Annotated in this window: 24 protein-coding genes and 1 pseudogene; 7 read left to right on the top strand and 18 right to left on the bottom strand. The window is 59.7% G+C overall.

Annotated elements, in window-relative coordinates; genetic code table 11:
* Positions 1 to 91 precede the first annotated feature (91 nt).
* From BLT89_RS16770 to BLT89_RS16760, 3 genes and pseudogenes are all read right to left on the bottom strand, one after another.
* Positions 92 to 1,048: pseudogene (locus tag BLT89_RS16770) on the bottom strand (COX15/CtaA family protein); the annotation flags it as partial.
* Between the two features lie 81 nt (positions 1,049 to 1,129).
* Entirely contained in the window at positions 1,130 to 1,717 is a 588-nt protein-coding gene (locus BLT89_RS16765; protein WP_408003079.1) for a hypothetical protein, read from the bottom strand.
* The gene (locus tag BLT89_RS16760) at positions 1,686 to 2,414 is read right to left on the bottom strand and encodes an SURF1 family protein (RefSeq protein ID WP_090198109.1); all 729 of its coding nucleotides are present in this window, start codon (positions 2,412 to 2,414) and stop codon (positions 1,686 to 1,688) included. The genes BLT89_RS16765 and BLT89_RS16760 overlap by 32 nt, the downstream gene beginning before the upstream one ends.
* A gap of 67 nt (positions 2,415 to 2,481) precedes the next feature.
* Here BLT89_RS16760 and BLT89_RS16755 point away from each other — a divergent pair, with 67 nt between their 5' ends.
* Positions 2,482 to 2,685 (top strand): twin transmembrane helix small protein, encoded by a 204-nt coding sequence (locus BLT89_RS16755; RefSeq protein WP_090198106.1) that lies wholly within the window; start codon positions 2,482 to 2,484, stop codon positions 2,683 to 2,685.
* 32 nt (positions 2,686 to 2,717) lie between these two features.
* Here BLT89_RS16755 and BLT89_RS16750 read toward each other — a convergent pair whose 3' ends face one another.
* Genes BLT89_RS16750 through coxB form a run of 4 tightly spaced genes read right to left on the bottom strand, consistent with a single transcriptional unit; the run spans position 2,718 to position 6,902 of the window.
* The gene (locus BLT89_RS16750; protein ID WP_090198102.1) at positions 2,718 to 3,605 is read right to left on the bottom strand and encodes a cytochrome c oxidase subunit 3; all 888 of its coding nucleotides are present in this window, start codon (positions 3,603 to 3,605) and stop codon (positions 2,718 to 2,720) included.
* Between the two features lie 14 nt (positions 3,606 to 3,619).
* A complete protein-coding gene (locus BLT89_RS16745) occupies positions 3,620 to 4,168 on the bottom strand; it encodes a cytochrome c oxidase assembly protein (RefSeq protein WP_090198099.1) in 549 nt (182 codons plus the stop codon).
* A 12-nt stretch (positions 4,169 to 4,180) separates the two neighbouring features.
* The gene (ctaD, locus tag BLT89_RS16740) at positions 4,181 to 5,773 is read right to left on the bottom strand and encodes a cytochrome c oxidase subunit I (RefSeq protein ID WP_090198096.1); all 1,593 of its coding nucleotides are present in this window, start codon (positions 5,771 to 5,773) and stop codon (positions 4,181 to 4,183) included.
* Positions 5,774 to 5,777: 4 nt separating this feature from the next.
* Positions 5,778 to 6,902 carry a cytochrome c oxidase subunit II gene (gene coxB / locus BLT89_RS16735; RefSeq protein ID WP_172829145.1) on the bottom strand — a complete coding sequence of 375 codons (1,125 nt, stop codon included), beginning with the start codon at positions 6,900 to 6,902 and terminating at the stop codon, positions 5,778 to 5,780.
* Positions 6,903 to 7,214: 312 nt separating this feature from the next.
* On the opposite strand from coxB, the gene BLT89_RS16730 reads away from it, so the two are divergent.
* On the top strand, positions 7,215 to 7,880 hold the full coding sequence (locus BLT89_RS16730; protein WP_090198090.1) for a hypothetical protein: 666 nt from the start codon (positions 7,215 to 7,217) through the stop codon (positions 7,878 to 7,880).
* A 26-nt stretch (positions 7,881 to 7,906) separates the two neighbouring features.
* On the opposite strand, the gene BLT89_RS16725 is transcribed toward BLT89_RS16730, so the two are convergent.
* From BLT89_RS16725 to prlC, 3 genes are read right to left on the bottom strand one after another with little or no spacing between them, the layout of a single operon-like run.
* Positions 7,907 to 8,890 (bottom strand): prenyltransferase, encoded by a 984-nt coding sequence (locus BLT89_RS16725; RefSeq protein ID WP_090198087.1) that lies wholly within the window; start codon positions 8,888 to 8,890, stop codon positions 7,907 to 7,909.
* Positions 8,887 to 9,153 carry a YheV family putative zinc ribbon protein gene (locus tag BLT89_RS16720; RefSeq protein ID WP_090198083.1) on the bottom strand — a complete coding sequence of 89 codons (267 nt, stop codon included), beginning with the start codon at positions 9,151 to 9,153 and terminating at the stop codon, positions 8,887 to 8,889. The genes BLT89_RS16725 and BLT89_RS16720 overlap by 4 nt, the downstream gene beginning before the upstream one ends.
* Positions 9,150 to 11,198, bottom strand: a complete 2,049-nt coding sequence (gene prlC / locus BLT89_RS16715; RefSeq protein WP_090198080.1) for an oligopeptidase A — start codon at positions 11,196 to 11,198, stop codon at positions 9,150 to 9,152. The genes BLT89_RS16720 and prlC overlap by 4 nt, the downstream gene beginning before the upstream one ends.
* A 99-nt stretch (positions 11,199 to 11,297) precedes the next feature.
* On the opposite strand from prlC, the gene BLT89_RS16710 reads away from it, so the two are divergent.
* Positions 11,298 to 11,840 (top strand): gamma carbonic anhydrase family protein, encoded by a 543-nt coding sequence (locus BLT89_RS16710; RefSeq protein WP_090199175.1) that lies wholly within the window; start codon positions 11,298 to 11,300, stop codon positions 11,838 to 11,840.
* Here the strand turns inward: BLT89_RS16710 and BLT89_RS16705 are convergent.
* On the bottom strand, positions 11,837 to 12,070 hold the full coding sequence (locus BLT89_RS16705; protein WP_090198077.1) for a DUF1161 domain-containing protein: 234 nt from the start codon (positions 12,068 to 12,070) through the stop codon (positions 11,837 to 11,839). The genes BLT89_RS16710 and BLT89_RS16705 overlap by 4 nt on opposite strands.
* 33 nt (positions 12,071 to 12,103) lie before the next feature.
* Positions 12,104 to 13,231 carry an aminopeptidase gene (locus tag BLT89_RS16700; RefSeq protein WP_090198074.1) on the bottom strand — a complete coding sequence of 376 codons (1,128 nt, stop codon included), beginning with the start codon at positions 13,229 to 13,231 and terminating at the stop codon, positions 12,104 to 12,106.
* Positions 13,232 to 13,261: 30 nt separating this feature from the next.
* Here BLT89_RS16700 and BLT89_RS16695 point away from each other — a divergent pair, with 30 nt between their 5' ends.
* On the top strand, positions 13,262 to 13,690 hold the full coding sequence (locus BLT89_RS16695; RefSeq protein ID WP_090198071.1) for a PA0061/PA0062 family lipoprotein: 429 nt from the start codon (positions 13,262 to 13,264) through the stop codon (positions 13,688 to 13,690).
* 25 nt (positions 13,691 to 13,715) lie between these two features.
* Here the strand turns inward: BLT89_RS16695 and BLT89_RS16690 are convergent, their stop codons facing one another.
* Both BLT89_RS16690 and BLT89_RS16685 read right to left on the bottom strand, forming a co-directional pair.
* Entirely contained in the window at positions 13,716 to 14,111 is a 396-nt protein-coding gene (locus BLT89_RS16690; RefSeq protein ID WP_090198067.1) for a PA0061/PA0062 family lipoprotein, read from the bottom strand.
* An 85-nt stretch (positions 14,112 to 14,196) separates the two neighbouring features.
* Entirely contained in the window at positions 14,197 to 14,412 is a 216-nt protein-coding gene (locus BLT89_RS16685; protein WP_090198065.1) for a dodecin, read from the bottom strand.
* A gap of 178 nt (positions 14,413 to 14,590) precedes the next feature.
* Between BLT89_RS16685 and BLT89_RS16680 the strand changes: the two genes are divergently transcribed.
* Positions 14,591 to 16,930, top strand: a complete 2,340-nt coding sequence (locus tag BLT89_RS16680; protein WP_090198062.1) for a PqiB family protein — start codon at positions 14,591 to 14,593, stop codon at positions 16,928 to 16,930.
* Between the two features lie 65 nt (positions 16,931 to 16,995).
* On the opposite strand, the gene BLT89_RS16675 is transcribed toward BLT89_RS16680, so the two are convergent.
* The 3 genes from BLT89_RS16675 to BLT89_RS16665 all read right to left on the bottom strand — a co-directional run bounded on the left by BLT89_RS16675 (position 16,996) and on the right by BLT89_RS16665 (position 20,850).
* The gene (locus tag BLT89_RS16675) at positions 16,996 to 18,324 is read right to left on the bottom strand and encodes an OmpP1/FadL family transporter (RefSeq protein WP_090198059.1); all 1,329 of its coding nucleotides are present in this window, start codon (positions 18,322 to 18,324) and stop codon (positions 16,996 to 16,998) included.
* A gap of 207 nt (positions 18,325 to 18,531) precedes the next feature.
* Positions 18,532 to 19,809, bottom strand: a complete 1,278-nt coding sequence (locus tag BLT89_RS16670; RefSeq protein WP_090198056.1) for an OmpP1/FadL family transporter — start codon at positions 19,807 to 19,809, stop codon at positions 18,532 to 18,534.
* 156 nt (positions 19,810 to 19,965) lie between these two features.
* Positions 19,966 to 20,850, bottom strand: coding sequence for a LysR family transcriptional regulator (locus BLT89_RS16665; RefSeq protein ID WP_090198053.1), 885 nt, complete (start codon positions 20,848 to 20,850; stop codon positions 19,966 to 19,968).
* Positions 20,851 to 20,999: 149 nt separating this feature from the next.
* Here BLT89_RS16665 and trpB point away from each other — a divergent pair, with 149 nt between their 5' ends.
* Together trpB and trpA are read left to right on the top strand one after the other, a co-directional pair.
* Entirely contained in the window at positions 21,000 to 22,211 is a 1,212-nt protein-coding gene (gene trpB, locus BLT89_RS16660; protein ID WP_090198050.1) for a tryptophan synthase subunit beta, read from the top strand.
* Positions 22,208 to 23,017: a tryptophan synthase subunit alpha gene (trpA, locus tag BLT89_RS16655; RefSeq protein ID WP_090198047.1), complete on the top strand. Its 810-nt coding sequence runs from the start codon at positions 22,208 to 22,210 to the stop codon at positions 23,015 to 23,017. The genes trpB and trpA overlap by 4 nt, the downstream gene beginning before the upstream one ends.
* A gap of 87 nt (positions 23,018 to 23,104) precedes the next feature.
* On the opposite strand, the gene pbpG is transcribed toward trpA, so the two are convergent.
* Complete coding sequence (gene pbpG, locus BLT89_RS16650) at positions 23,105 to 23,989, bottom strand: D-alanyl-D-alanine endopeptidase (RefSeq protein WP_231975042.1); 885 nt, start codon at positions 23,987 to 23,989, stop codon at positions 23,105 to 23,107.
* Positions 23,990 to 24,033 lie beyond the last annotated feature (44 nt).

Genomic DNA, 24,033 nt, shown 5'->3' with positions numbered 1-24,033 from the left:
TCTCCCTTTATTGTTCTAGGCAACTGCTGCGCAACTTCAGGGCAACAGGTTATGGCTTATGCCTGTGGTTGTTCAATCGTTTAGTTCAGGTAATTGCCACTGGCGGGCGTAATCGGTAGTTGATAAGCACCAGCACCAGCAGCAGACAGGCACCGCCGATGTTGTGAGCCACAGCAACCGCCAGCGGCAACTGCAAAACAACATTACTGATACCCAGACTGACCTGCACCGCGAGTGCCAGCAGCAGCAGGCCGCCTAGCCGGGCAAAGCCCTGCTGGCGTAAAGACCACGCCAGACCCAGCAAAACCACAAAGACCAGCAGGGCGCCCAGGCGGTGGCTGAAGTGAATGGCGGTACGCGCATCACTCTCGAGCTGGCCGCCCAGATAATTGGGGCCTATGTGCTGGGTCAGGTGAAAGCCGTTGGCAAAGTCCATGGCCGGCAACCATAGCCCGTGGCAGGTGGGAAAGTCGGCACAGGCCACAGCCGCATAATTCGAGCTGACCCAGCCACCCAGTGCAATCTGCCCGATCACCAGAAGCAGCCCGAATCCCGCCAGATAACGCAGGGAAGATGCCACCGCCTGCGGCGCAAAGCGTCCGGACAAACGCAAGCTGAGCAGGAACAGCAGGGCCAGAGTGGTAAAGCCACCGAGCAGATGTGCGGTCACCACCTGCGGCCACAGCTTCAGCGTTACTGTCCACATGCCAAACGCCGCCTGGGCTATCACCACGGCCAGCAACAGCAGTGGCAACTTCAACGGCTGCTGCGGACGGGCCCGATTGCGCACGGCAATCACAGCCAGCCCCAGAATGAGTAATCCGAGGCTACCGGCAAAGTAGCGGTGAATCATTTCATTCCAGCCTTTTTCGGCTTCCACCGGCGCATGCGGATAGTGGGCCTCGGCATGCGCCAGCTGCGCTTCACTTGCCGGTACGCTTATAAAGCCGTAGCAACCTGGCCAGTCCGGGCAGCCCAGGCCGGCATGGGTCAAACGCGTATAGGCACCCAGCAGAACCACCACCAATGCCAGCGCCGTGGCCAGCATGGCAAACTTGAACCCCGGCTTTTGTAATCCTGTTTCCACACCCGCTCCTTTTAACAATGCCTGTTGACTGGAAGTCCCCGATCAGCCGATGTTGGATATCTTCATCAACTGCCGCAGGTCATTAAGCACATCCTTGCCATTGGTTTCCTGCGGGTAGCGCAACACCAGATTGCCCAGTGGATCGACGATCCACAGCTGTGGCGCGGGGTTATCCGGCAGTTCGCGGCCATAGGCATCCGGATTCAGCGTATAGCGCAATAACTGCGGATACTCCTTGAGCAGCTGCTCGTTCAGCTCACTCGAAAGCGGCCTGGCGAGTGCCACGGCATGATTCACCCGGGACGCCTCCCTGCCTGTGCCGATATGAATCTGCCGGGCCAGATAGATCAGTTGCTGGCAATCCTCCGCGCACGCCTGCGGTGCGCTGACCAGCAGCTGCCAGCCCTTGCCAGCTACAAACGGCACTCCAAGCTGCTCCAGCGACACACGACCACCGATCAATTCGCCGTGATAGCTGCGTCCCTCGGGAATCCAGAAACGCCCGTAAAACATTGCTGTGGCCAGCACCATCGGCCCGATCACCAGCGCCAGCAGCCCGATCAGCTGCCAGCGGCCGGAGCGGCGCCGGCTGACAGGCTCATTCAGGCTCTGTGGAGAATTCGTCATCAACATCCCTCGCATTGCGTATACCCAGATAAATAAACAACAGCAGCAGTGCCAGAGCCATGGCAAACCACTGCACGGCATAACCCATATGTTTTTGCGGATCCATGGCCACGATTGGCCAGTCCACCTGATATGCCGCAGTTCCCGGGTCCAGACGGACCTGGAAAGGTGCGCCACCACGGCCCAGCACTTGCCACAGGGCAGGTGCATCCACCGAGTTGACCAGCTTTGGCCAACCCGAAGACTCGGTCTGCTTGAGCAGAAAACCCTCACCCGGTTGCAGATACACCCAACCGGTCAACTTGAGCGTGTTTTCCGGGGTAGTGAACTGTGGCGGGGTACGCCGATCCGGCCAGGGCAGCCAGCCCCGGTTGACCAGCAACCAGAGACCACTGGGCTGGTCGTAGAACGGCTGCAACAATTCGACGCCGGCCACGCCGGCCCGCGTCCTGTTGTCGAGCAACAAGCTATGCTCGGCATCGAAAGAGCCCTGCAATACAACACGGGTATAGGCTGGTTCCGCCGTCAGCTCCAGGGCGCTAACCGGCACTGGCGACGCGCTGCGGCGCGCTTCGAATGCAGCCAGAAGCGCACGCTTTTCATCAGCCCGCTCCAGTTGCCAGAAGCCCAGCCAGAGCAACAGCGGCAGCAATAGCAAAACCACCAGCGAAGGCAGCAGGCCCGGGCGAAATCTGCTCATCCTGAAGCTCCGGAGCGTCTCGATTGCTGGTTATACTTCATGAATGACTCACATTCGGAGCGACATCATGCTCAAGATAGCGATCGTCCTGATGCTGCTGGCAACCATGGCCAGCCTGTTCAGTGGTTTGTTTTTTCTGGTCAAGGATGAGGGGCATGGCTCGAGAGTGGTCAATGCGCTGACGGTTCGGGTGATCCTCACCAGCATTACCGTGGCGCTTATTGCATGGGGCTTCTACAGTGGTCAGCTGACGACTTCAGCCAGCTGGTAAGCGCTCCCGGCGCAAAGCCGGGAGCGCTGTCATCACAGCACGTAAACGAATACAAACAATGCCAGCCAGACCACATCGACGAAGTGCCAGTACCAGCTGGCCGCCTCGAAACCGAACTGATGTTCTGCATCGAAATGGCCCTTCATGATGCGCACCAGCATCACCGTCAGCATGATTGCGCCGATGGTGACGTGCGCCCCGTGAAAGCCGGTCAGCATGAAGAAGGTCGAACCGTAAATACCGGAGCCCAGCGTCAGTCCCAGCTCTTCATAGGCCTCGATGTATTCAGTGACCTGAAAGCCAAGGAAGGCAAAACCCAACAGGATGGTCAACGCCAGCCAGGCCTTGATAGCGCCACGCTTGCCATGCTTGAGCGCATGGTGGGCAAAAGTCAGAGTGAAGCTCGAACTGACCAGCAGAATGGTATTGATCAGCGGCAAGTGCCAGGGATCGATGACGCTGGAAGCTGGCTTGAACTGACCGGGATCAGGGTTCTGCAGCAACGGCCAGCGGAAATCGAAGTCCGGCCAGAGCATCGAGGAAATCCCCTTGGCCCCTTCACCATCCAGCCAGGGACCGGCAAACACCCGGACATAGAACAAGGCGCCAAAGAACGCCGCAAAGAACATCACTTCGGAAAAAATGAACCAGGTCATGCCCCAGCGGAAAGAGCGGTCCATCTGCGGACTATACAGCCCGCCGCGGCTTTCCTTGATCACCGTGCCGAACCAGCCGAACAGCATGTACGCAAGAAACAGTCCGCCAATCGAGAAAATCAGCGGGCCGTGGGATTCGGCACGCTGGGCGCTCATGTCGTTGAACCAGGTCGCCAGACCGTAGACCGCCGTGGCCATGCCGATGGTGGCGATGATTGGCCATTTGCTCTGGGCCGGGACGTAATACTGCTCGTGAGTCGTCATTTTTGTTGTTCTCCTTATCGGCCTGCCACGGGAACAGGCGCTTTGCGCGCAGTGATATCGAACAGCGTATAAGCCAGCGTCAGGTGGTGGACATCTTCGGGCAGGTCACGGTCGACAATGAACCTGACCGGCATTTCAATCCGCTCACCGGGTTGCAATACCTGCTGGGTGAAACAGAAACACTCGGTCTTGTGAAAAAAAGCGGCAGCCTTGGACGGCGCCACACTGGGAATAGCCTGGGCGGTCATTGGCTTGTCGGTCGGATTGAACGCGACGAAGAGCATTTCCTGCGTCGCGCCCGGATGCACCGTGACCTCATCGGCAATGGGGTGGAACTCCCAGACCATATCTGCCGAGTTGGTGGCGAGAAACTGCACCCGCACCTGACGCGCCTGATCAATGCTCTGCGCCCCCTCATAGACCCCTGCGGTCTTGCCATTGATGCCGAAGGCCTTACACATCACGTCATAGATCGGCACCAGGGCAAAACCGAAGGCGAACATCGCCACCACCAGCACCAGCAGGCGCTGTATCAGTTTGCGAGTGCTCAAGCCCTGCTCCATCCGTGCGCTCCCTTACTTGACTTCCGGTGGTGTGGCGAAGGTGTGATATGGCGCAGGTGAAGGCAACGTCCACTCCAGCCCTTCGGCACCGTCCCAGGGCTTGTCGCCCGCCGGTTTGCCACCACGGATGCATTTGATGACGATAAACAGGAACAGCAACTGCGTTGAGCCAAACATGAAGGCACCGATCGACGACACCATGTTGAAGTCGGCGAACTGCAGGTTGTAGTCCGGAATCCGCCGCGGCATGCCCGCCAGACCGACGAAGTGCATGGGGAAGAACGCCAGGTTCATGCCGACAAAGCTCAGCCAGAAGTGCAGCTTGCCGAGCGTCTCGTCATACATGTGGCCGGTCCACTTGGGCAGCCAGAAATAGGCCGATGCAAAGATGCCGAAAATCGCTCCCGGCACCAGTACGTAGTGGAAATGCGCTACGACGAAGTAGGTGTCCTGGTACTGGTAGTCCGCCGGAGCAATCGCCAGCATCAGTCCGGAGAAGCCACCGATGGTGAACAGGATGACGAAGGCCACGGCAAACAGCATCGGTGTCTCGAAGGTCATCGAGCCTTGCCACATGGTCGCCGCCCAGTTGAACACTTTCACCCCGGTCGGCACGGCGATCAGCATGGTGGCGTACATGAAGAACAGCTCGCCAACCAGCGGGATACCAACCACGAACATGTGGTGCGCCCAGACGATAAACGACAGGAAGGCAATGCTCGCCGTGGCGTAGACCATCGAGGTGTAGCCGAACAGCGGCTTGCGCGCAAAGGCCGGAATGATCTGGCTGACCGCACCGAAGGCGGGCAGGATCATGATGTATACCTCGGGATGACCGAAGAACCAGAACACATGCTGGAACAGCACCGGATCACCGCCACCGGCAGCACTGAAGAAGCTGGTGCCGAAGTGAATATCCATCAGCATCATGGTCACGCAACCGGCCAGCACCGGCATCACTGCGATCAGCAGGAAAGCGGTGATCAGCCAGGTCCAGACGAACAGCGGCATCTTCATCAGTGTCATGCCGGGGGCACGCAGGTTGAGGATGGTTGCCACGATGTTGATCGCGCCCATGATCGAACTGATACCCATCAGGTGCACGGCAAAGATGAAGTAGGTGACACTTTCCGGCGCATAGGTGGTCGACAAGGGCGCGTAGAAGGTCCAGCCAAAGTTGGGACCGCCACCTTCACTGAACAGCGTGCTGACCATGATGGCGAAGGCCGCCGGCAGCAGCCAGAAGCTGAAGTTGTTCATCCGCGGCAGCGCCATGTCCGGCGCACCGACCATCAGCGGCACCATCCAGTTGGCCAGCCCGACGAAGGCCGGCATCACCGCGCCAAACACCATGATCAGGCCGTGCATGGTGGTCATCTGGTTGAAGAACTCCGGCTGCACGATCTGCAGGCCCGGCTGGAACAGCTCGGCGCGGATCACCATGGCAAAACTGCCACCGAGCAGGAACATGGCGAAACTGAACCACAGGTACATCGTGCCGATGTCCTTGTGGTTGGTGGTCAACACCCAGCGCATAAGCCCCTTGGCGGGGCCATGGTGGTGGTCATGGCCGGCATGGCCATGTGAATCAATCACTGCACTCATGTCCTTACTCCTTAACCTGTTCGGCGGCCAGCACTTCTTGCGGGGTCAGCATGTCACCAACGGCGTTGCCCCAGGCGTTGCGCTCATAGGTGATGATGGCGGCGATATCGACAGGAGAAAGCTGTTTGCCGAAGGCGGCCATGGCGGTACCCGGCTTGCCATGCAAGACGATAGACAAATGATCCGCGATCGGACCTGTGGCAATTTTCGAGCCTTTCAGGGCCGGGAACATTGGCGGCAGCCCTTCGCCGTTAGCCTGGTGGCAAGCAGCACAAGTGGTCTGATAGGCCTTTTCACCGCGGGCATACAGCTCATCACTGGTCCACTGCTTGCTGGTCAGCTCCTTCTGCTTGAGGGCATCTTCTTTGCGCTCTGCCAGCCACTTGGCGAAATCTTCCTTGGATCTGGCGTCTACCACGATCGGCATGAATCCATGGTCCTTGCCGCAAAGCTCAGTGCACTGGCCACGGTAAATGCCCGGCTGGTCGATACGTGTCCAGGATTCATTGACGAAGCCGGGGATGGCATCTTTTTTCACCGCCAATGCCGGTACCCACCAGGAGTGGATGACGTCGGCACCGGTGATCAAGAAGCGCACCTTGGTGCCGACGGGGACCACCAGAGGATTATCAACCTCCAGCAGGTAGTGCTCGTCCTTGGGTGCCTGGTTATGAATCTGGCTCTGCGGGGTCGCCAGATTGCTGAAGAACTCGACATCCTGACCCAGATACTTGTAATGCCATTTCCACTGGTAGCCGGTGATCTGGATATCCAGTTCGGATTCAGCTGTATCGTAGATATCAATCAGCGTCTTGGTGGCCGGGAAAGCCATCACCACCAGTATCAGCAACGGCACCACGGTCCAGAGAATCTCGACCGTGGTGCTCTCATGAAAATGCGCGGCTTTCTGTCCGGTCGAGCGACGGTGTACGAGCATCGACCAGAACATCGCGCCAAACACCACCACACCGATGACGACGCAGATCCAGAAAATGGTCATGTGCAGATCAAAGACTGAACGGCTGACCTCGGTTGCACCTGGCGCCATATTCACCGTCCAGGCCGCATGTGCCTGACCGAATACAGCCCATAGCAGCAGGCCCATCCAAGCCCATGGATGTCGCTTCATTGCGGGTTCCCCTTATCGTTCTTGTTATTCACCGGCTGCGGTCCTTATCAAGTCGACCGCACGGATACATCAGGTAACACACTTCGCAACCGAGTATATACAGCAAGACCGTGTCTACAACTCGGTTTCTTGCGAATAATCAATTCTTGCACACAAATATTGTGTTATCCGGCTTTGCCTGCAGCCCGCTGACTCGCGCCCATCAACGCATCTGCAACCTGCAACGAGTCCGGTTATATCGATAATGTCTAGAGCTGCGCATAACCCCGGCTAAGCTTCACTCTAGACACCACAGAGCAACACGGGCAAGCAATGGACACGGCAAAACTGCGCCAGCTGATCGACAGCGCTCACCAGATGGAAGCTCGCAGCGGCCAGCTCCGCAGCTTGCTCGGCAGCCTTCTGGACTCGCTGCACCCGGCCATCCGGCTACCGGCCAGTGATGCGCCGGGTGTGCTCGCCGCCTTTGTCGGCGCCTATATCAAACAGGTACCGGATTTGCTGGATGCAGCGGCCAGCGTCGCCAGGGAGTCGGGGCTCGAAGCTCCGATAATGCCGGTGATGAAAATGGCCGCAGAATTTTTCTTCCATCCGCCGGCCGTGATGGACGGTCACCATGGCCTTGAAAGCCTGCTGGATGAAGCCTATCTGGCACACCGGCTGGTCGAGGAGGTCAATGACCTGTACATCACCCATCTGGGTCAGGCCCTTATCCCGCTGGATACCACCGTTGCCAACCTGATAGCCCACCGCTTGATCGGCGAGCCATTCGCCAACCAGCTGGATGAAGCGGTGCACGAGGCGCTGCAGGATCTGATTCATCAGCCGGTATTCCGCAGCCAGGCCGTACAGGCCTATCGCGCCAAGCTGTGCAGCGAGCAAACCACGGCTGCCTGGCAACGCTGGCCCTGTTTGTCGCAGCAACTTGGCGTCGAGCTCGAACTGGGACAAGCCCGCAGGAGCAGCCTGACCGTCTAGGGACTCCCCAGCGCCTTGAGTGTGCCTTAGAAAACCAGTTGCAGAATGACGGCCGCCAGCAGGGCCAGACTGAACGCACGATTGTGCTCGAAGGCGAAAGCCACCAGATACAACGGCCAGACACCAGCCGGCAAGTGCTGCGGCGCGACGGCCGGGCGTGGCAGACGAAACACCTTGTATGCAGTAATCAGTTTCGGCAGCGCCAGCCAGACCAGCAGAAACGACCAGCCCAGCACACCCAGCAGCACGGCCAGGGTAATCCCCGCGTATTGCAGCAGCCAGCAGGCTATGGTCAGCCAGCGGCTGCCACGTTCACCGAGCAATACCGGCAGGGTATGAATACCCCTGGAGCGATCTTCTTCCAGCTTGTCGGTATGCTTGCCGAGCAGCACGGTGGTCGGCCCCAGACCGTAAAGGATCGAGAACCACAACGCTGCCTCGCTCACCGCACCACTGGCTACATAACAGCTGCCGAGCACCATCAGCGGTCCCCAGACCAGCCAGACCGAGGGTTCGCCGAGGCCGATATACTTCAGCGGCCAAGTGTAGAAGAGCACGAAGAAAGCGCCTGCCAGCATCAGGTAGAGCGTCAGCATGTCGGTGCGCAGCACCAGCCACACACCGCAACCGAATGCCGCCATTCCGCTCAGCAGGATGTAGCCGAGCAGAGCTGATTCGCTGAGCAGGCCGCTTTCCAGTGGCTGCGGCCCGTACTGGGTGCGGAAGTAATTGTCCCGGTCGACGCCCTTGCGAAAATCCACCCAGTCATTCAGCAGATTGTTGGTGGCATGCGCCAGTGTCAGGCCGAGCAGGGCCAACAGGGCATTCAACCCGTTCAACGGGCCGATTTCAGCAGCGAAGGCAATGCCCAGGCCGGCAGAAATCAGCGTCATGATGAAGACTGCCGAGCGCGTCGCGACAAACCACCTTTTGAGCAGCCCCATGGCCTGCCAGTCCTGCAGCTCAAGCCGTGGAATCCGCGTCAGTATCTCGCCCCAGGTTGGAATCATGGCGCCGGCTTTTTCAGTTTCGGATTGGGAAAGAACTGCACGGTCTGCACCTTCGGATCCGCCACCCTGGCCTGCTTCCGGTTGACCCGCGAGCCAGGCTCGCTGGGCACTGACTGCCCTTGCGCATTGAGGGTATCGGCATAGCCACAGGCCACGCATTCGCGGTGCGGCACGTCATCGACATTCCACATCAGAATACGGTCCATCTCGCCACATGCCGGGCACACGGCACCGGCAATGAACCTTTTGGTCGGCTCGCTCATGCCGCGTCTCCGGTCAGGCCGGAATGCCGCAACAGGGCGTCGATCGACGGTTCGCGGCCGCGAAAATCGACAAACAGCAGCATCGGCTCCTGCGACCCGCCGCGTGCCAGAATCGCCTCGCGAAACGCCCGCCCGGTTTCGGCATTCAGCACGCCTTCCTCCTCGAACCGCGAGAAGGCATCGGCAGACAGCACCTCGGCCCACTTGTAGCTGTAATAGCCCGCCGCATAGCCGCCGGCGAAAATATGCGCGAAGCCGTTGGCAAAGCGGTTGTATGCCGGCGGACGCAGCACCGCGACCTCGTCACGAATACTCTCGACAACCTGCAGCACTGTGCGCCCGTCGCCATGGGTGGCATGCAGCTCGAAATCGAACAGGCTGAACTCCAGCTGGCGCATCATCATCAGTCCGGACTGGAAGTTCCTCGCTGCGAGCATTTTCCCCAGCAGCTCCTGCGGCAATGGCTCGCCGGTTGCGTAATGTGCGGAAATCAGCGCCAGCCCTTCAGGCTCCCAGCACCAGTTCTCCATAAACTGGCTGGGCAACTCCACGGCATCCCAGGCCACGCCATTGATGCCCGACACCCCGACATGTTCGACACGGGTCAGCAAATGATGCAGACCGTGGCCGAACTCATGGAACAGGGTGGTCACTTCATCGTGGGTCAGCAGCGCCGGTTGACCATTCACCGCCGGGGTGAAGTTGCACACCAGATTGGCCACCGGGCTGATCAGTTCACCACTGGCATTGCGCCGCTGGTCGCGGGCGCCATCCATCCAGGCACCGCCACGCTTGTTGGCGCGGGCATAGAGGTCAAAGAAGAAGCGCCCGACATGCCGGCCCTGCTCATTGATTTCAAACAGGCGCACATCCGGGTGCCAGCTATCGAAGCCCTGCAGTTCGCGGATTTCGATACCGTAGAGGCGCTGGACTATGGCGAACAGGCCGGACAGCACCTGGTCGATCGGGAACCAGGCACGCACCTCTTCCTGGGAAAGGCTGTAACGCTGTTGGCGCAGCTTTTCACTGTAGTAGCCGACATCCCAGCTCTGCAAGTCGGCACAGCCCTGCTCGCTGGCAAAGGCCTGTAACTGCTGCAGGTCTCGCTGGGCAAAGGGTTTGCTGCGTTGTGCCAGATCGCGCAGAAAGTGCAGCACCTGGTCGGTCGACTCGGCCATCTTGCCTTCCAGCGACAACTCGCCGTAATGGGCGAAACCCAGCAGATGTGCCAGCTCCTGACGCAGATCGAGGATATGTTCCATCAGCGGGGTGTTGTCGAACTGACCGGCATTCGGCCCCTGCCCGGAAGCGCGGGTGCAGTAGGCGGCGTACAGTTGCTCACGCAGGGCACGATCATCCGCGTACGTCATCACGGCGTAATAGCTGGGAAATTCCAGCGTGATCAGCCAGCCCTGCAGCTGCCTGGCAGCCGCCGCCTGCGCCATCTGCGCCTTTGCCGAGTCCGGCAGGCCGGCCAGCAGCGCCTCATCGGTAACGTGCCGGGTCCAGGCCTGGGTAGCGTCCAGCAACTGGTTGGAAAACTGGCTGGTCAATTCGGACAGCTTCATCTGGATCGCGCCATAACGCTGCTGTTCGGCCGCCGGCAGATCAATACCGGACAACCGGAAATCCCGCAGGGCATGTTCGAGGATGGTTTTCTGCGCCACATCGAAGCCCGCCGCCTCGGGGCTGCTCGCCAGGGCGCTGTAAGCCTCGAACAGCGCCCTGTTCTGCCCCATTTCGGTCCAGTATTCGGACAGCCTGGGCAGGCAGGCCTCATAGGCCGTGCGCATGTCAGTGCTGTTGCACACTGCATTCAGATGACTGACCGGTCCCCAGGCCCGCCCCAGCCTTGCGTTCAGTTCGTCCAGCGCCAGAATCAGGCCCGCCCAGCTCGGCGCGGCATGCTGGTCTTCCAGCAGCTGCGCAATGGCCTGGCGGTTTTGCGCCAGAATCTGATCGATCGCCGGCTCGACATGCTCGGGGCGAATGGCGGAGTAGGGTGGCAGGTCAAAATCCTGCAAAAGCGGGTTATTCGGGGTCACGGGAGTATCCTTGGTTCGATGGACGCGGCGCAAACACGCACCTGCATGGCCGCTATCTTAATTACAATCAACCTTTCCCGCAGCCAGAAGGACACCAACGTGGCGATCAGAACGTATCAGGGCATGACACCGCAGCTCGGCGCAGGCGTGTTTGTCGACAGCAGCGCTGTGGTGCTCGGAGATGTGCAACTGGGTGATGATTGCTCGGTATGGCCGCTCGCGGTAATACGCGGCGATATGCACCACATCCGCATCGGCGCGCGCAGCAGCGTGCAGGACGGCAGCGTACTGCACATCACCCACGCCGGCCCGTTCAACCCGGACGGCTATCCACTGCTGATCGGCGACGAGGTGACCATCGGCCACAAGGTGACGCTGCACGGTTGCACTTTAGGCAACCGCATTCTGGTCGGCATGGGAAGCATCGTCATGGATGGCGCAGTGGTCGAGGACGAGGTGGTGATTGGCGCCGGCAGTCTGGTGCCGCCCGGCAAACGCCTGACCAGCGGCCATCTGTATGTCGGCAGCCCGGCCAGGCAGGCCCGCCCGCTAACCGACAAGGAGCGGGCCTACTTCGCTTACAGCGCCGCGAACTATGTGAAGCTGGCGGCGCTGCACCTGAGTGAAGGCTTTGATCGCTAGCTGGAATGCCGCTGGTAGATGATCTTTTGCGTGCCACCGTCGCAGCTGCCGACCACCTGACTCTGATCCTTGACTTCGGCGTTCGGCACAATTTCGAGCGTGTAGGAGGGCACCCCGGCGGCCTGGATCTTGGCCTCGATCTCGGCCTTGAGCTCTTCACAGGGCTTCGGGGCCGCCAGCGCGAAGCTGGCCATGGGCATCAGCAATAACCCGAACAAGCGTTTTTTCATGACAATCACCACCCGGCTCAATGGACCTGACACCTAGCCACGCCCTGTGTCACAGACTAGTTCAGCCAAGCTGCCCGCGCCGGCTTCTTCAGCCAGTTTCTGCAAGTGCTGCTGGCGCTCGGCAGGCGCCAGACTGGCCAGCTGTTTCGCCTGCAGATAAAAAGCTGTCCAGTTTTTCCCGGACTGCTCGTACAGCCGGGCAAAAGCCGGCAACCACTGCTCATACAGGCCAAAGGGCAGCAGTTTGGCATTGTTCAGCGGGCCTTCCATCCACTGGTCATAGCGCGAATCACCACCCCAGTGATGATCGCGCAACTGCCGGTACTCATTGCGCATCCGGATAAATTCCGCCTGCTTGGCCTGGCGCATTTGCGCTGTCGGTAGCTGACTGGCGTACAACGCCTGCAGCCGGGCACGGCTATCCAGCACCAGCGCCGTGAACTGCTGCCGGCGACAGGCCTGCTGCGGCGCCAGCGCTGCCTCGTCACGGCTGGCCAGCCACTGCTGCAAGCCCTGCTGCTCAACAAAGCTGGCAAACGACTCGTTGAAGGTCGTGTCATCGGCGAGATACAGCTGTTGATGGGCCAGCTCATGAAAGATCACTGCTGCCAGCTGCTGATCATCGCGCTGCAGCATGCTGCTCAGTAGCGGGTCATCGAACCAGCCCAGCGTGGAATAGGCCTCGACCGCGCCAACCCAGCTGTCCATGCCTGCCTGCTGCGCCAGCGCTGCGGCACCGCGTGCATCGTTCAGATCAAAATAGCCGCGATACGCCACGCAGCCGGCAACCGGGAAACACTGGAGTTCGGCTTCCAGGGAAAATTCCGGGGTGACGAACACATTCCACAACAGCACCGGGCGCTGGATATCGGCATACAACCGATAGCTCTGGTTGTCCGGCAGCTCCAGCTGGTTACTGGCGAAGTTCCGCGCCTGCAGCGCCAACCCCAGCCGCTGGCGCAACAGGGCATCTTGTGACGGGTCAGCCAGCAACTGTTCGATCGGTTCACGCTGCTGCATCAACTGCAGATGCCCGCGACTGGCCTGGCTGTAGTAATCCAGCGTCGAGCAGCCGCCCAGCAGCAGACAGGCAGTCAATCCAAGGCGCGGCAGCCATCGATCTAGACCCCCTGCCGGTTGCGCGCGATACTGCTTGCTCATCAAGACACCTGTTGAAGCGGAATACCGAGCATGCCACGAATTCTCGCCTGCAGCCTGCTGCTCCTGCTGGGTGGCTGCGCCAAAACACTGCCTGCAGCAGATCCGGACAAAGCCTGGATCGATCTGTATACCATTGCCCGCAACCAGCTCAGCGCCAACGCGCTGGATGGCCGCGACTGGGCGCAAGGGCGCTACTTCGAGGTGTCGCCGGGTGCGCACCATCTGCAGGTACGCCTGCAATTCGAGACCAGCGGTGGTGGGGGTGGCAGCCGTGAACATGACGGCGGGGGCGGCGGCACCCGCACCTGCATACTGGCCCTGGACTATGACCATTTCGAGGCTGGTAAAAAGTACCAGCTAAAGGCGGGCACCATGGGCCGCCGCGGCTGGCTGCGCCTCTACGACGAGCAGGGCGGTGTTCTCAGCCGTGGCAAGCAGTTGCGCTGCGGGGCTTTTTAACGGCGCCCCGCAGCTGGTCTGGCGATCAGTTGCCGTAGGGTGAATTACAGGTCTGGCTGGCCAGTTTCTCGCCCTGCTCATCCAGCAAGTGCACCCAGGCCCCGTTGAAATTCCAGCCCGCCAGCAAGTGGTAATCCTTGCCGGCCTGGAAATCGTCATAGGCCAGACTGAAAGAACAACTGTCCGGGTAGGCATCCCGCGGCCCTGCGGGATATTGAAAACTCAAACCCAGCGTATGTGCACCCGGCGTCACCTGATAGTAGGAGCCCGGGCCCCAGGTCTTGCCGTCGAGTGTTTCGGCCATCAGGCTGTCATAGCTGGCCGAATAGACCTCTATCCAGGCCTCGGCGGGATTATGTGGTGGCAAGCTGACGCAACCACTCATCAATAAAAACAGGGCTGCAGCAATTACGCGCGACATGGATTACCTCCTCGAAGCAAATACTCGCCTGACTGCCGGATTACAGGCACGCATGGCCCTTGTTACGACACACCAGACCCGCCGACTAGCTGTTGGCGATACGGAAACCTACCTTGATCGTCACCTGGAAATGCCCGACACGCTCATTCACTATGTGTCCGCGGGTTTCCAGTACCTCGAACCACTCCATCATCCGTACACTTTTAGCTGCTTCTGCCAGCGCATTGTTGATGGCCTCTTCAATACTGACTGGCGACGAACCAACCAGTTCGATCATTTTATAAGTGTGATGATTGGACATGCTAATTACTCCTGTTGCATGGGTGATACCTGAACGCTAGTCAATCAGGCAGGTTCCGGCAACGCGCAATGACCCTGACCGCAGATTTTTCACGACGATCCTGTAATACTCCCTGTACGAACGCACATCCAGGCCACGCAGTAAAACTGCGTGGTTACCGACCTTCGGAACCCTGCACATGACTGACAACAGCACTCTCAGCAAACCACGTGTCAAACCGGCCAGTAACTGGTCCGCCATCTGGATTTTGCCGATCATCGCCTTGCTGATCGGTGGCTGGCTGGGCTGGAAGGCCTATTCCGAAGCCGGAGTGATGATTGAAATCGTCTTCCCCAACGGCGATGGCTTGCAAGCGGGTAAAACCGAACTGCTCTACAAAGGCATACAGCTGGGCAAGGTGCAGACTGTTACCCTCGATCAGAAAACCCAGAAGGTGCATGTCGCCATTGAGGTTGACCGGCATGCCGAAGACTTTCTGCGCGAGAAAACACTTTTCTGGCTGGTCAAGCCGGATATTTCGCTGGCCGGGGTGACCGGTCTGGAAACCCTGGTCTCCGGTAACTACATCGCCATGAGTCCGGGCGACGGCAAACCAAGCTTCGTTTTTAATGCCCTTGAAGATGCACCACCGCTAGCGGATGCACTACCCGGCCTGCACCTGAAGTTGCGGGCGAAGAATCTCGGCTCGATTTCCGAAGGCAGCCCGGTCTATTTCCGGCAGATCCAGGTGGGTGCCGTGACCGGCTATGCGCTGAACCACGAGGACCAGTCAGTAATGATCAAGGTGCACATCAAGCCGGAGTTCTCCCAGCTGGTGAACAGCGAAACCCGCTTCTGGAATGCCAGCGGTTTCAGCGTTTCGGCAGGCTTATCCGGCGTCCAGGTGGACGTCGAGTCCCTGCTCAGCGTGGCCATCGGTGGCATTGCCTTCGATACCAACCCATCCAACATTGCCGGCTTTGGCGAGTCGAAAGACGCCCCCAGTGCAATGCCGTTGGACTACGCGAGCCAGGTCTTCACCCTCTACGATGATTTCAAGGCCGCTCAGGTCGGCGTCCTGATAGAGGTCGTCATGCCCAACTTCTCCGGCATGGACCCGGGCAAAACCCAGGTGCGCTGGAATGGTTACCCGGTAGGGGTGGCCAAAGGTGGCAGGGTCAGCGAAGACCTCAAGCAGATGATGGTAGAGCTCGACATCGACCCGCGGGCCAAACCCTGGCTGACCGAGGGTGCCGAGTTCTGGATGGTCGAACCGGAAATTTCGCTGAGCGGGATCAGCGGACTGGATGCACTGGTGCGCGGCAATTACATCGAGTTCAAACCAGGCCCGCGGGACAAGCCGCAGCGCCGGAAATTCACCGCGCTGGAGAGCCCCCCGGAAGTCAACTACGACACCCCCGGCCTGCATCTGGAGCTGTCGACCCAACAAGCCGCGTCCCTCAAGACCGGGAGTCCGGTACTGTTTCGCCAGCTGGAAGTTGGCTCGGTGACCAACGTGGCGTTGACCGCCAATAATCAGGAAGTTCGCGTCAGCGTGCTGATCAATCCCAAATACACGAGTCTGGTGAATAGCTCTTCACGCTTCTGGAATGCCAGCGGAGTAACGCTCAGCGGTGGCCTGTCGGGCTTTCAGGTACGCAGCGAGTCGTTGTCCAGCCTGATCAACGGCGGCATCGCCTTCGAAACGCCCCAGGCCAAAGCAGCTGCGGTGCACAACGGCAGCAAGTTCATCCTGCATGCCGATCAGACCAGTGCAGTTCGTGTTGCCGAGCAACTCAGTCTTGAAGTCGAGCAGGCTGATGGGCTGCATGCCGGCACGGAAATTCGCTACAAGGGTTTCCAGGTCGGCGAAGTCAGTGGCGTTGAGCTGGGTCAGGACCTGAAATCACTCAATTTGCAGATACTGATCAGCGAAGGCGCCGAACGCATTGCCCGCGCCGGCACCACTTTTTCCGTCATACGACCGCAGGTCACCCTGACCAAAGCCGCCAATCTGGATACCCTGATCACCGGGCCCTACATAGAGGTTCAACCGAGCAGTAATCCACTCGCCGCCAAACAAACGCGGTTCAAGAGCCTGGGACTGACCAAGCTGGATAGCGAACAGAAATCCGGCTTGCACCTGACCCTGACCACCCCGCAACGCAAGTCACTGAAAGCCGGCCTGCCGATTGCCTACCGCGGTATAGCCGTCGGCCAGGTAACCGCTCTGGAACTCAGCCCGGATGCCGCCAGCGTCCTGGTACATATCCTGATCGAGCCGCGCTATGCCCGGCTGGTCTACAGCGGCAGCAAGTTCTGGAACGACAGCGGAGTGAATGTGGACTTCTCGCTGTTCGACGGCGCCAAGGTGCGTACCGATTCGGTGGAGTCACTGCTGGAAGGCAGCATCTCCTTCGCCACTCCGGCCGATGCCAGCAAAGGCTCGCCGGCACATGCCGGACAGATATTCGATCTGCAGCCGGAAGTGCAGGACGAATGGCTGCATTGGCGGCCACGCATCGCCATCGGCAAATAGCACCAATAAAAATGCCGCCCTGCGCAGAGCACGGGGCGGCTTGGATTCCTATCTGGTCCGGCCGCTCAGAACTTCATCGTCGCGCCGGCACCCAGATACTGCACATAGGCATTATTCAGCTTGCCGCTAGCGACCTTGTAGTTGACATCACCCGGCTCGTGGCGATGTTCGCTGACATCCACATCACCCAGCCAGGTAAACATGTAACTCACATGGAGGCTGGTTGCTTCATCCAGCGCCACCACCGTACCGATGCCCAAGCGCGTGGTGTCGGTGACCGGCAGCCCCCAGATACGATCGTTGTCATCCACCGCCGAGGTGTCATAGCCAACCCCGACATTCCATAGCCAGTCCGCCGTGGCCTGATATTGCAGGCCGACCGAACCATGGTAGGTATCGTCCCAGTGCAGGTCGGCGTTGGTATCCACACCGAACTGGTCGACCTTCAGGTCAATGGTGCTGAACTCCGACCAGTCCTGCCAGTTGGCACTAGCGAGAAAGGCCCACTGCTCATCCAGCTGCTGGAACAGGCTCAGGGTTGCGGTTTGCGGCACCTTGACGGTTGCCTTGAGTTTAGTTTCGCGATCGCCCACATCAATAAGCTGCCCACCTCCTACGCCCTTGAGCTTGATGTTGTCATCGAAGTCCAGATCCACCTGGCTGGTGTAGGCCAGACCGATACGCGTGCCTTCCTGCGGCGAATAGATCACCCCGGCATTGCCGCCATAGCCCCAGGTCTCATCCTGATATTTCGCCTGGCCGTCTGGCCCCGGACAATTTCCAGGAGTGCCACCTCCGATGATGGGAAAGGGTGACGAGGCCATGCAAGTGAATCCAGGTCGGTCATTGGCCACTCCCAACTGCAATTGCACCATGCCGTACATCGCCCGCAAGCCCAGCCCGAACGACCATTCATCATTCAGCTTGTACGCCACGCTGGGCACCAGCGATGCACCAAGCAGCTTGGCATTCTGGATCATGTAGCGTCCGGCCCAGTCGTTGTCATAATTGATCGCATCGCCGAAATCGCCATAAGAGCCAAAGCCGACGGTCCACTGTTCGTCGAGCTGGTGACTGATATAAGCCATGGGGCCGGCGATTGGATGCAGTGCATTGTCGCCGTTACCTCCCGTCTGGTTGGTTTGATCCAGATCAGGCTTGATCTCGCCGAAGAGTACGGCAGCACCCGCATTGACCTGGGTACCCTTGACGTAGGTAAGCCCGGCAATATTGCCGGAAATGGTGTCCGGACCCTGTGCCCGGGCCGCCACGCCGGCATTGGATAGCGCCGCGTTATCCAGCGAAGGACCGTAAAGCAGCAGGCCGCCGGCCTGCACCTGCGCACTGCAGATGAGTGCCAGCAAACTGAGGGCAAATCTGGGTTGCTTGTGCATGGCCGTCTCCTTGTTGTTTTTCTATCAGCGCCTGCAATCAGGGCCGGAACAATTCACTTGGAGTGTTGTGCATATCCTGACTTTTGCAAGACGCGCACCAGCCTCATTACTTAACCCGCGACTTAAAGCCAGAAAAGCAAAAAACCCGGCAAAGTGGTTAACTCTGCCGGGCCTGATTACCCACGATCAGGTTATGAAATCGTGTGTCTAGAAGCGCCAGGTCATGCTGCTGCTAACGGCCTGAAGCCAGGCGTTATCGAAGCTGCCGGAAACCTGCGCCGGGTCACTGGCAGGCTGCGACTTGCTCTGGGAAACCGGCATGTCGCCCATCCACACCAGGGAATAGCTGAAGTTCAGGTCGGTTTGCGCATCCAGCGCATAGGTCAGGCCGGTACCCAGCCGCCAGGCATCCTGCATCGGCACAACCCAGCCTCGCTTGCTGTCGGAGACTGCCGAACTGTCATAGGCCACACCCATATTCCACAACAGCTTGTCGGTTGCCTGATACTGGCTGCCCACCGACAGATGCCAGGTGTCGTCGTAACCTTCATCGAGGGTGGTCGTGCGTTTATTTTCGGTATCCAGCTGCACGTAGATCTCACCAAACTGCGACCACTGCTGCCAGTTGGTACTGGCCAGCATGGCCCAGCGCGGGTTGATCTGCTGGTACAGGCTGAGTGTGACCGTCTGCGGTACCGTTGCATCAATCTTGGTTTTCACGCCATTGAGTGGTTGATAGACCTGATCGGCCCCTCGCAAGTCCAGCCCGTCTTCAAAGTTCAGGTCGATCTCGCTGGTGTAACTGAGACCGATGCGGGTTCCTTCGCGCGGTGCGTAGATCACCCCGGCATTGCCGCCAAAACCCCAGTCTTCATCGCGGTATTTGAGCTGACCGTCCTGCTTGTTACGAAGATCTTCCGGGTGATTGTCGATCGCCAGCTCGGCATTGAGTATGCCGTACATGGCCTGCAGGCCAATGCCGACCGACCACTGGTCATCAATCTTGAAGGCCGCAGCGGGAACCAGGGACAAACCGCCAATGGTGGCATTCTGCACGTAATAGCGACCGGACCAGTCGTTGTTATAGTTCTCGCTCAGACCGAAGTTACTGTAGGTGCCAAAGCCAAGAGTCCAGCGCTCGTCCATTTGCTGGCTGATGAAGAAACTGGCGCCCGGAATAAATTCCACCGAGTTGCCACTATTGCTACCCGGCACATTGGTGCCTGCATCGTAGTCAACTTCAAAATTACCGAACATAGCCTGTAGGCCACCCGTGACCTGGGTGCCCTCAAGATAACTCATACCGGCAATGTTGCTGGCAATGGTGCCCGGCCCCTGGGCGCGGGCAGCGGCACCGGCATTGGCCAGACCGGTGTTGTCCGTGCCGGTTTCATACAGCATCAGCCCGCCGGCTTGCACGGATGCCGCACCAAGACCCAGCAACACACCGATGCAAAGACGCTGTTTGGGGAAGTGAATGGCCATGAATTACCTCGCGATTAACCTGAGTCAAATGGCTTCGGCAGGGCACTCCGAAACATTATCAATAAAATATCGTTGAGATTGACGCAATTGCTCGCTGCGCTCAAGCGTGCCGGGGCGCATGACAGCAATTTTGCCATCCCTGACAGAACTGCAGGCTCATCGTTGCAGCTCCGCGGCAAGCCAGTCCAGCAAACGCGCGCAACGCGGGTCCGGATTTCGCGCCCGACTGCTGAAGCACAGCCGCGCCGGCGTCTCGACAAAACCCCAGGGGGCCTGCAAGCGTCCTGCCGCCAGATCGTCCGCTACCAGCTGCTCGGGCGCAATGGCGATGCCAAGGCCGGCCACCGCCGCCTCCAGCAGGTAGTACAGATGTTCGAAACCCTGGCCCGGATGCAAGTCCGCGCTGTCCAGGCCGTTGAGCTGCACCCATTGCGGCCAGGCCTGCGGTCGCGAGGCGGTATGCAGCAGCGGCTCCGCCATCAGCTGGACTGGCGCAAGCATGGCGAGCTCGGCAAAGCGCGGATGCTGCGGACTGATGACCGGACCGATGCGCTCGGCAGCCAGCTCATTTACCCGCATGCCCGTCGGCCAGGGTGGTGTGGCAAAACACAGGGTGGCATCCACATCACCGCGCTGCGGATCCAGCTCGCCCTCACTGGCCGAGAGCTGCAAGCGCAACTCCGGCAGATCACGGTTAAGCCGGTCCAGACGCGGAATAAACCAGCGCGCCAGCAAGCTGCCCGGACAACCCAGCACAAACGGCGCATCACCAGCCTGCCGGAGCTCGGTGCAGGTGCTACGTAAACGCTCGAAAACATCGAAGGCGGTATCCCGCAGCCGCCTGCCGGCATCGGTGAGTTTTACGCCGCGTCCTTCCTTGCCGAACAGGCTTGTTCCGAGGTGTTCTTCCAGCACCCGGATCTGTCGGCTCACCGCCCCATGGGTAACATGCAATTCAGCAGCAGCAAGACTGATGCTCTGCAGACGGGCAGCCGCTTCAAAGGCGCGCAAGGCATTCAGCGGGGGCAGTTCTCGAGTCATATCAATTCGTGACTTTTTCTGACGTGTTGCTGCAATCTAATCGCTTTTCTGCCGAACTGCACGGGTTTAGGCTTCATCCACTGCCAAATCGCCCTGCCCGACACTTTACCGCTCGGACAGGCGCACCCAGCCAACCCAGGAGCACGAACATGACTTCATTTCGCAACGGCCCCGATGCCCGCGGCCTGTTCGGTCACTTCGGCGGCCAGTATGTTGCCGAAACGCTGATGCCGCTGATTCACGATCTCAAGCGTGAATACGACAAGGCCAAAACCGACCCGGCATTTGCCGAAGAGCTGAAATACTTCCAGCGCGACTATGTTGGCCGTCCCAGCCCGCTGTATTTCGCCGAACGCCTGACCGAGCACTGTGGCGGCGCAAAGATCTACCTCAAGCGCGAAGAGCTGAATCACACCGGTGCGCACAAGATCAACAACTGCATCGGCCAGATCCTGTTGGCCCGGCGCATGGGCAAGAAACGCATCATCGCCGAGACCGGCGCCGGCATGCATGGTGTGGCCACTGCCACCGTGGCCGCCCGATTCGGCCTGCAGTGCGTGATCTACATGGGCACCACCGACATCGACCGCCAGCAGGCCAACGTGTTCCGCATGAAGTTGCTCGGCGCCGAGGTAATCCCGGTGGTCGCCGGTACCGGCACCCTCAAGGATGCAATGAACGAAGCGCTGCGCGACTGGGTGACCAATGTCGACAGTACTTTTTACCTGATCGGTACCGTAGCCGGCCCGCATCCCTATCCGGAGCTGGTGCGCGACTTCCAGGCGGTGGTCGGCAAGGAAACCCGCGAGCAGCTGCAGGAGAAGGAAGGGCGCCTGCCCGATTCGCTGGTCGCCTGCATCGGCGGCGGTTCGAATGCCATCGGCCTGTTCCATCCGTTCCTCGACGAACCGGGCGTACAGATGATCGGCGTCGAAGCAGCCGGTTACGGCATCGAAACCGGCAAGCATGCCGCCAGCCTGAACGGTGGTGAGCCGGGCGTGCTGCATGGCAACCGCACCTTCCTGCTGCAGGACGCCGATGGCCAGATCATCGACGCCCACTCGATTTCCGCCGGTCTCGACTACCCCGGCATCGGCCCCGAGCACGCCTGGTTGCACGATGTCGGCCGTGTCGAGTACACCTCGATCACCGACCACGAAGCACTCGCTGCCTTTCACCAGTGCTGCCGCCTGGAAGGCATCATCCCGGCGCTGGAAAGTGCCCATGCGCTGGCTGAAGTATTCAAGCGCGCCCCGAACCTGCCCAGTGACCACCTGATGGTGGTCAACCTGTCTGGCCGTGGCGATAAAGACATGCAGACTGTAATGCACCACATGAGCGAACAGGAGAAGCACGCATGAGCCGCCTGCACACGCGCTTTGCCGAACTGAAACAACAGAATCGTGCCGCCCTGGTCACCTTCGTCACCGGCGGCGATCCCGACTACACCACCTCGCTGGCGATCCTCAAGGGCCTGCCGGCCGCCGGTGCCGACGTGATCGAACTGGGTATGCCGTTTACCGATCCGATGGCCGACGGTCCGGCGATCCAGCTGGCCAACATCCGCGCGCTGGGCAAGCAGCAGACGCTGGCGAAAACCCTGCAGATGGTTCGCGAATTCCGTGAGGAGAACAGCGACACGCCGCTGGTGCTGATGGGCTACTTCAACCCGATCCACCACTACGGTGTGCCACGCTTTGTCGAAGACGCCAAGGCTGCCGGCGTCGACGGCCTGATCGTGGTCGACCTGCCGCCGGAACATAACGAAGACCTGTGTGATCCGGCCCAGGCTGCCGGCATCGACTTCATCCGCCTGACCACGCCGACCACCGATGACCAGCGCCTGCCCACCGTCCTCAACGGCAGCTCCGGGTTTGTCTATTACGTCTCGGTAGCCGGTGTGACCGGCGCCGGTGCGGCAACCATGGCTCATGTCGAGCAGGCCGTGGCCCGCCTGCGCCGCCACACCGAACTGCCACTGTGCATCGGTTTCGGCATCCGCACCCCTGAGCATGCCGCCGATGTAGCCCGCCGCGCCGACGGCGTGGTGGTCGGCTCGGCGCTGGTTGACCAGATTGCCAGCGCGACCACGCAACAGCAGGCGATTGATGGTGTACTCAGCCTGTGTCGCGAACTGGCTGCTGGAGTCCGTCAAGCAAGAGATTGAAGCGCTGTGGAAGAAAACAAAAAGCCGCTGCGATCCAAACGATGCAGCGGCTTTTTGTTGCGCTTCTGATTCGCGACAGCTGGCTCTTCAGCGCTGCGAAAGCTTCTGCGCCTTGTAGCTCAAGGCCGCTGCCGGCACCGGGCTGACCTTGCCGGTTTCCAGCCACTTCTTCAGGCGGTTGGCATCGGCCATGTGGGTGTACTTGCCGTAGGCATCCAGCACCACGAAGGCCACGGGGCGGCCGTCCATACGGGTACGCATCACCAGACAGTGCCCGGCTTCATTGGTAAAGCCGGTCTTGGTCAGCTGGATGCTCCAGTCGGGCTTGTACACCAGCCGGTTGGTATTGCGAAAACCCAGCGTGTAACTGGGTTTGCGAAAGCTCTGGGTCTTCTCGCGGGTGGTGCTGTACTGGCCGATCAACGGGTACTGCTGACTGGCCTTGAGCAGCTTGACCAGGTCATTGGCGGTGGACACATTCTTTTCCGATAGTCCGGTCGGCTCGACGAAATGGGTATGGCTCATGCCCAGTGCCTTGGCCTTGGTATTCATGGCAGCGACAAAAGCTTTGACCCCACCCGGATAATGATGCGCCAGACTGGCAGCAGCACGGTTCTCCGAAGACATCAGTGCCAGCTGCAGCATGTCCTTGCGACTGATTTCACTGCCAATGCGTACCCGCGAATACACCCCGCGCATCTCCGGTACGTCGCGAATGATGATCGGCAACTGCTGATCCATCGGCAGCTTGGCATCCAGTGCCACTACCGCAGTCATCAGCTTGGTCACCGAAGCGATCGGCGCCACCCAGTCAGGATTGCTGGCATACAGTACCTGATTGGTTTGCAGGTCAATCACCAGGCCGCTGCCGGAGGCAATCTGCTGGGTCTTCGCGGCAGTGGCCGCCAGACCGGGCAAGGCGATCAAAGCGCTGCTGCACAGCAGCATGAGTACGAAATGTCGAAGCTTCACGAGAAAATTACCGGCAACTGGAGGAGAAGGGCGCAGTATACCTC

The sequence above is a fragment of the Pseudomonas pohangensis genome (assembly GCF_900105995.1).
Classification (GTDB): domain Bacteria; phylum Pseudomonadota; class Gammaproteobacteria; order Pseudomonadales; family Pseudomonadaceae; genus Aquipseudomonas; species Aquipseudomonas pohangensis.
This window is presented reverse-complemented; position numbering and strand designations above follow the sequence as displayed.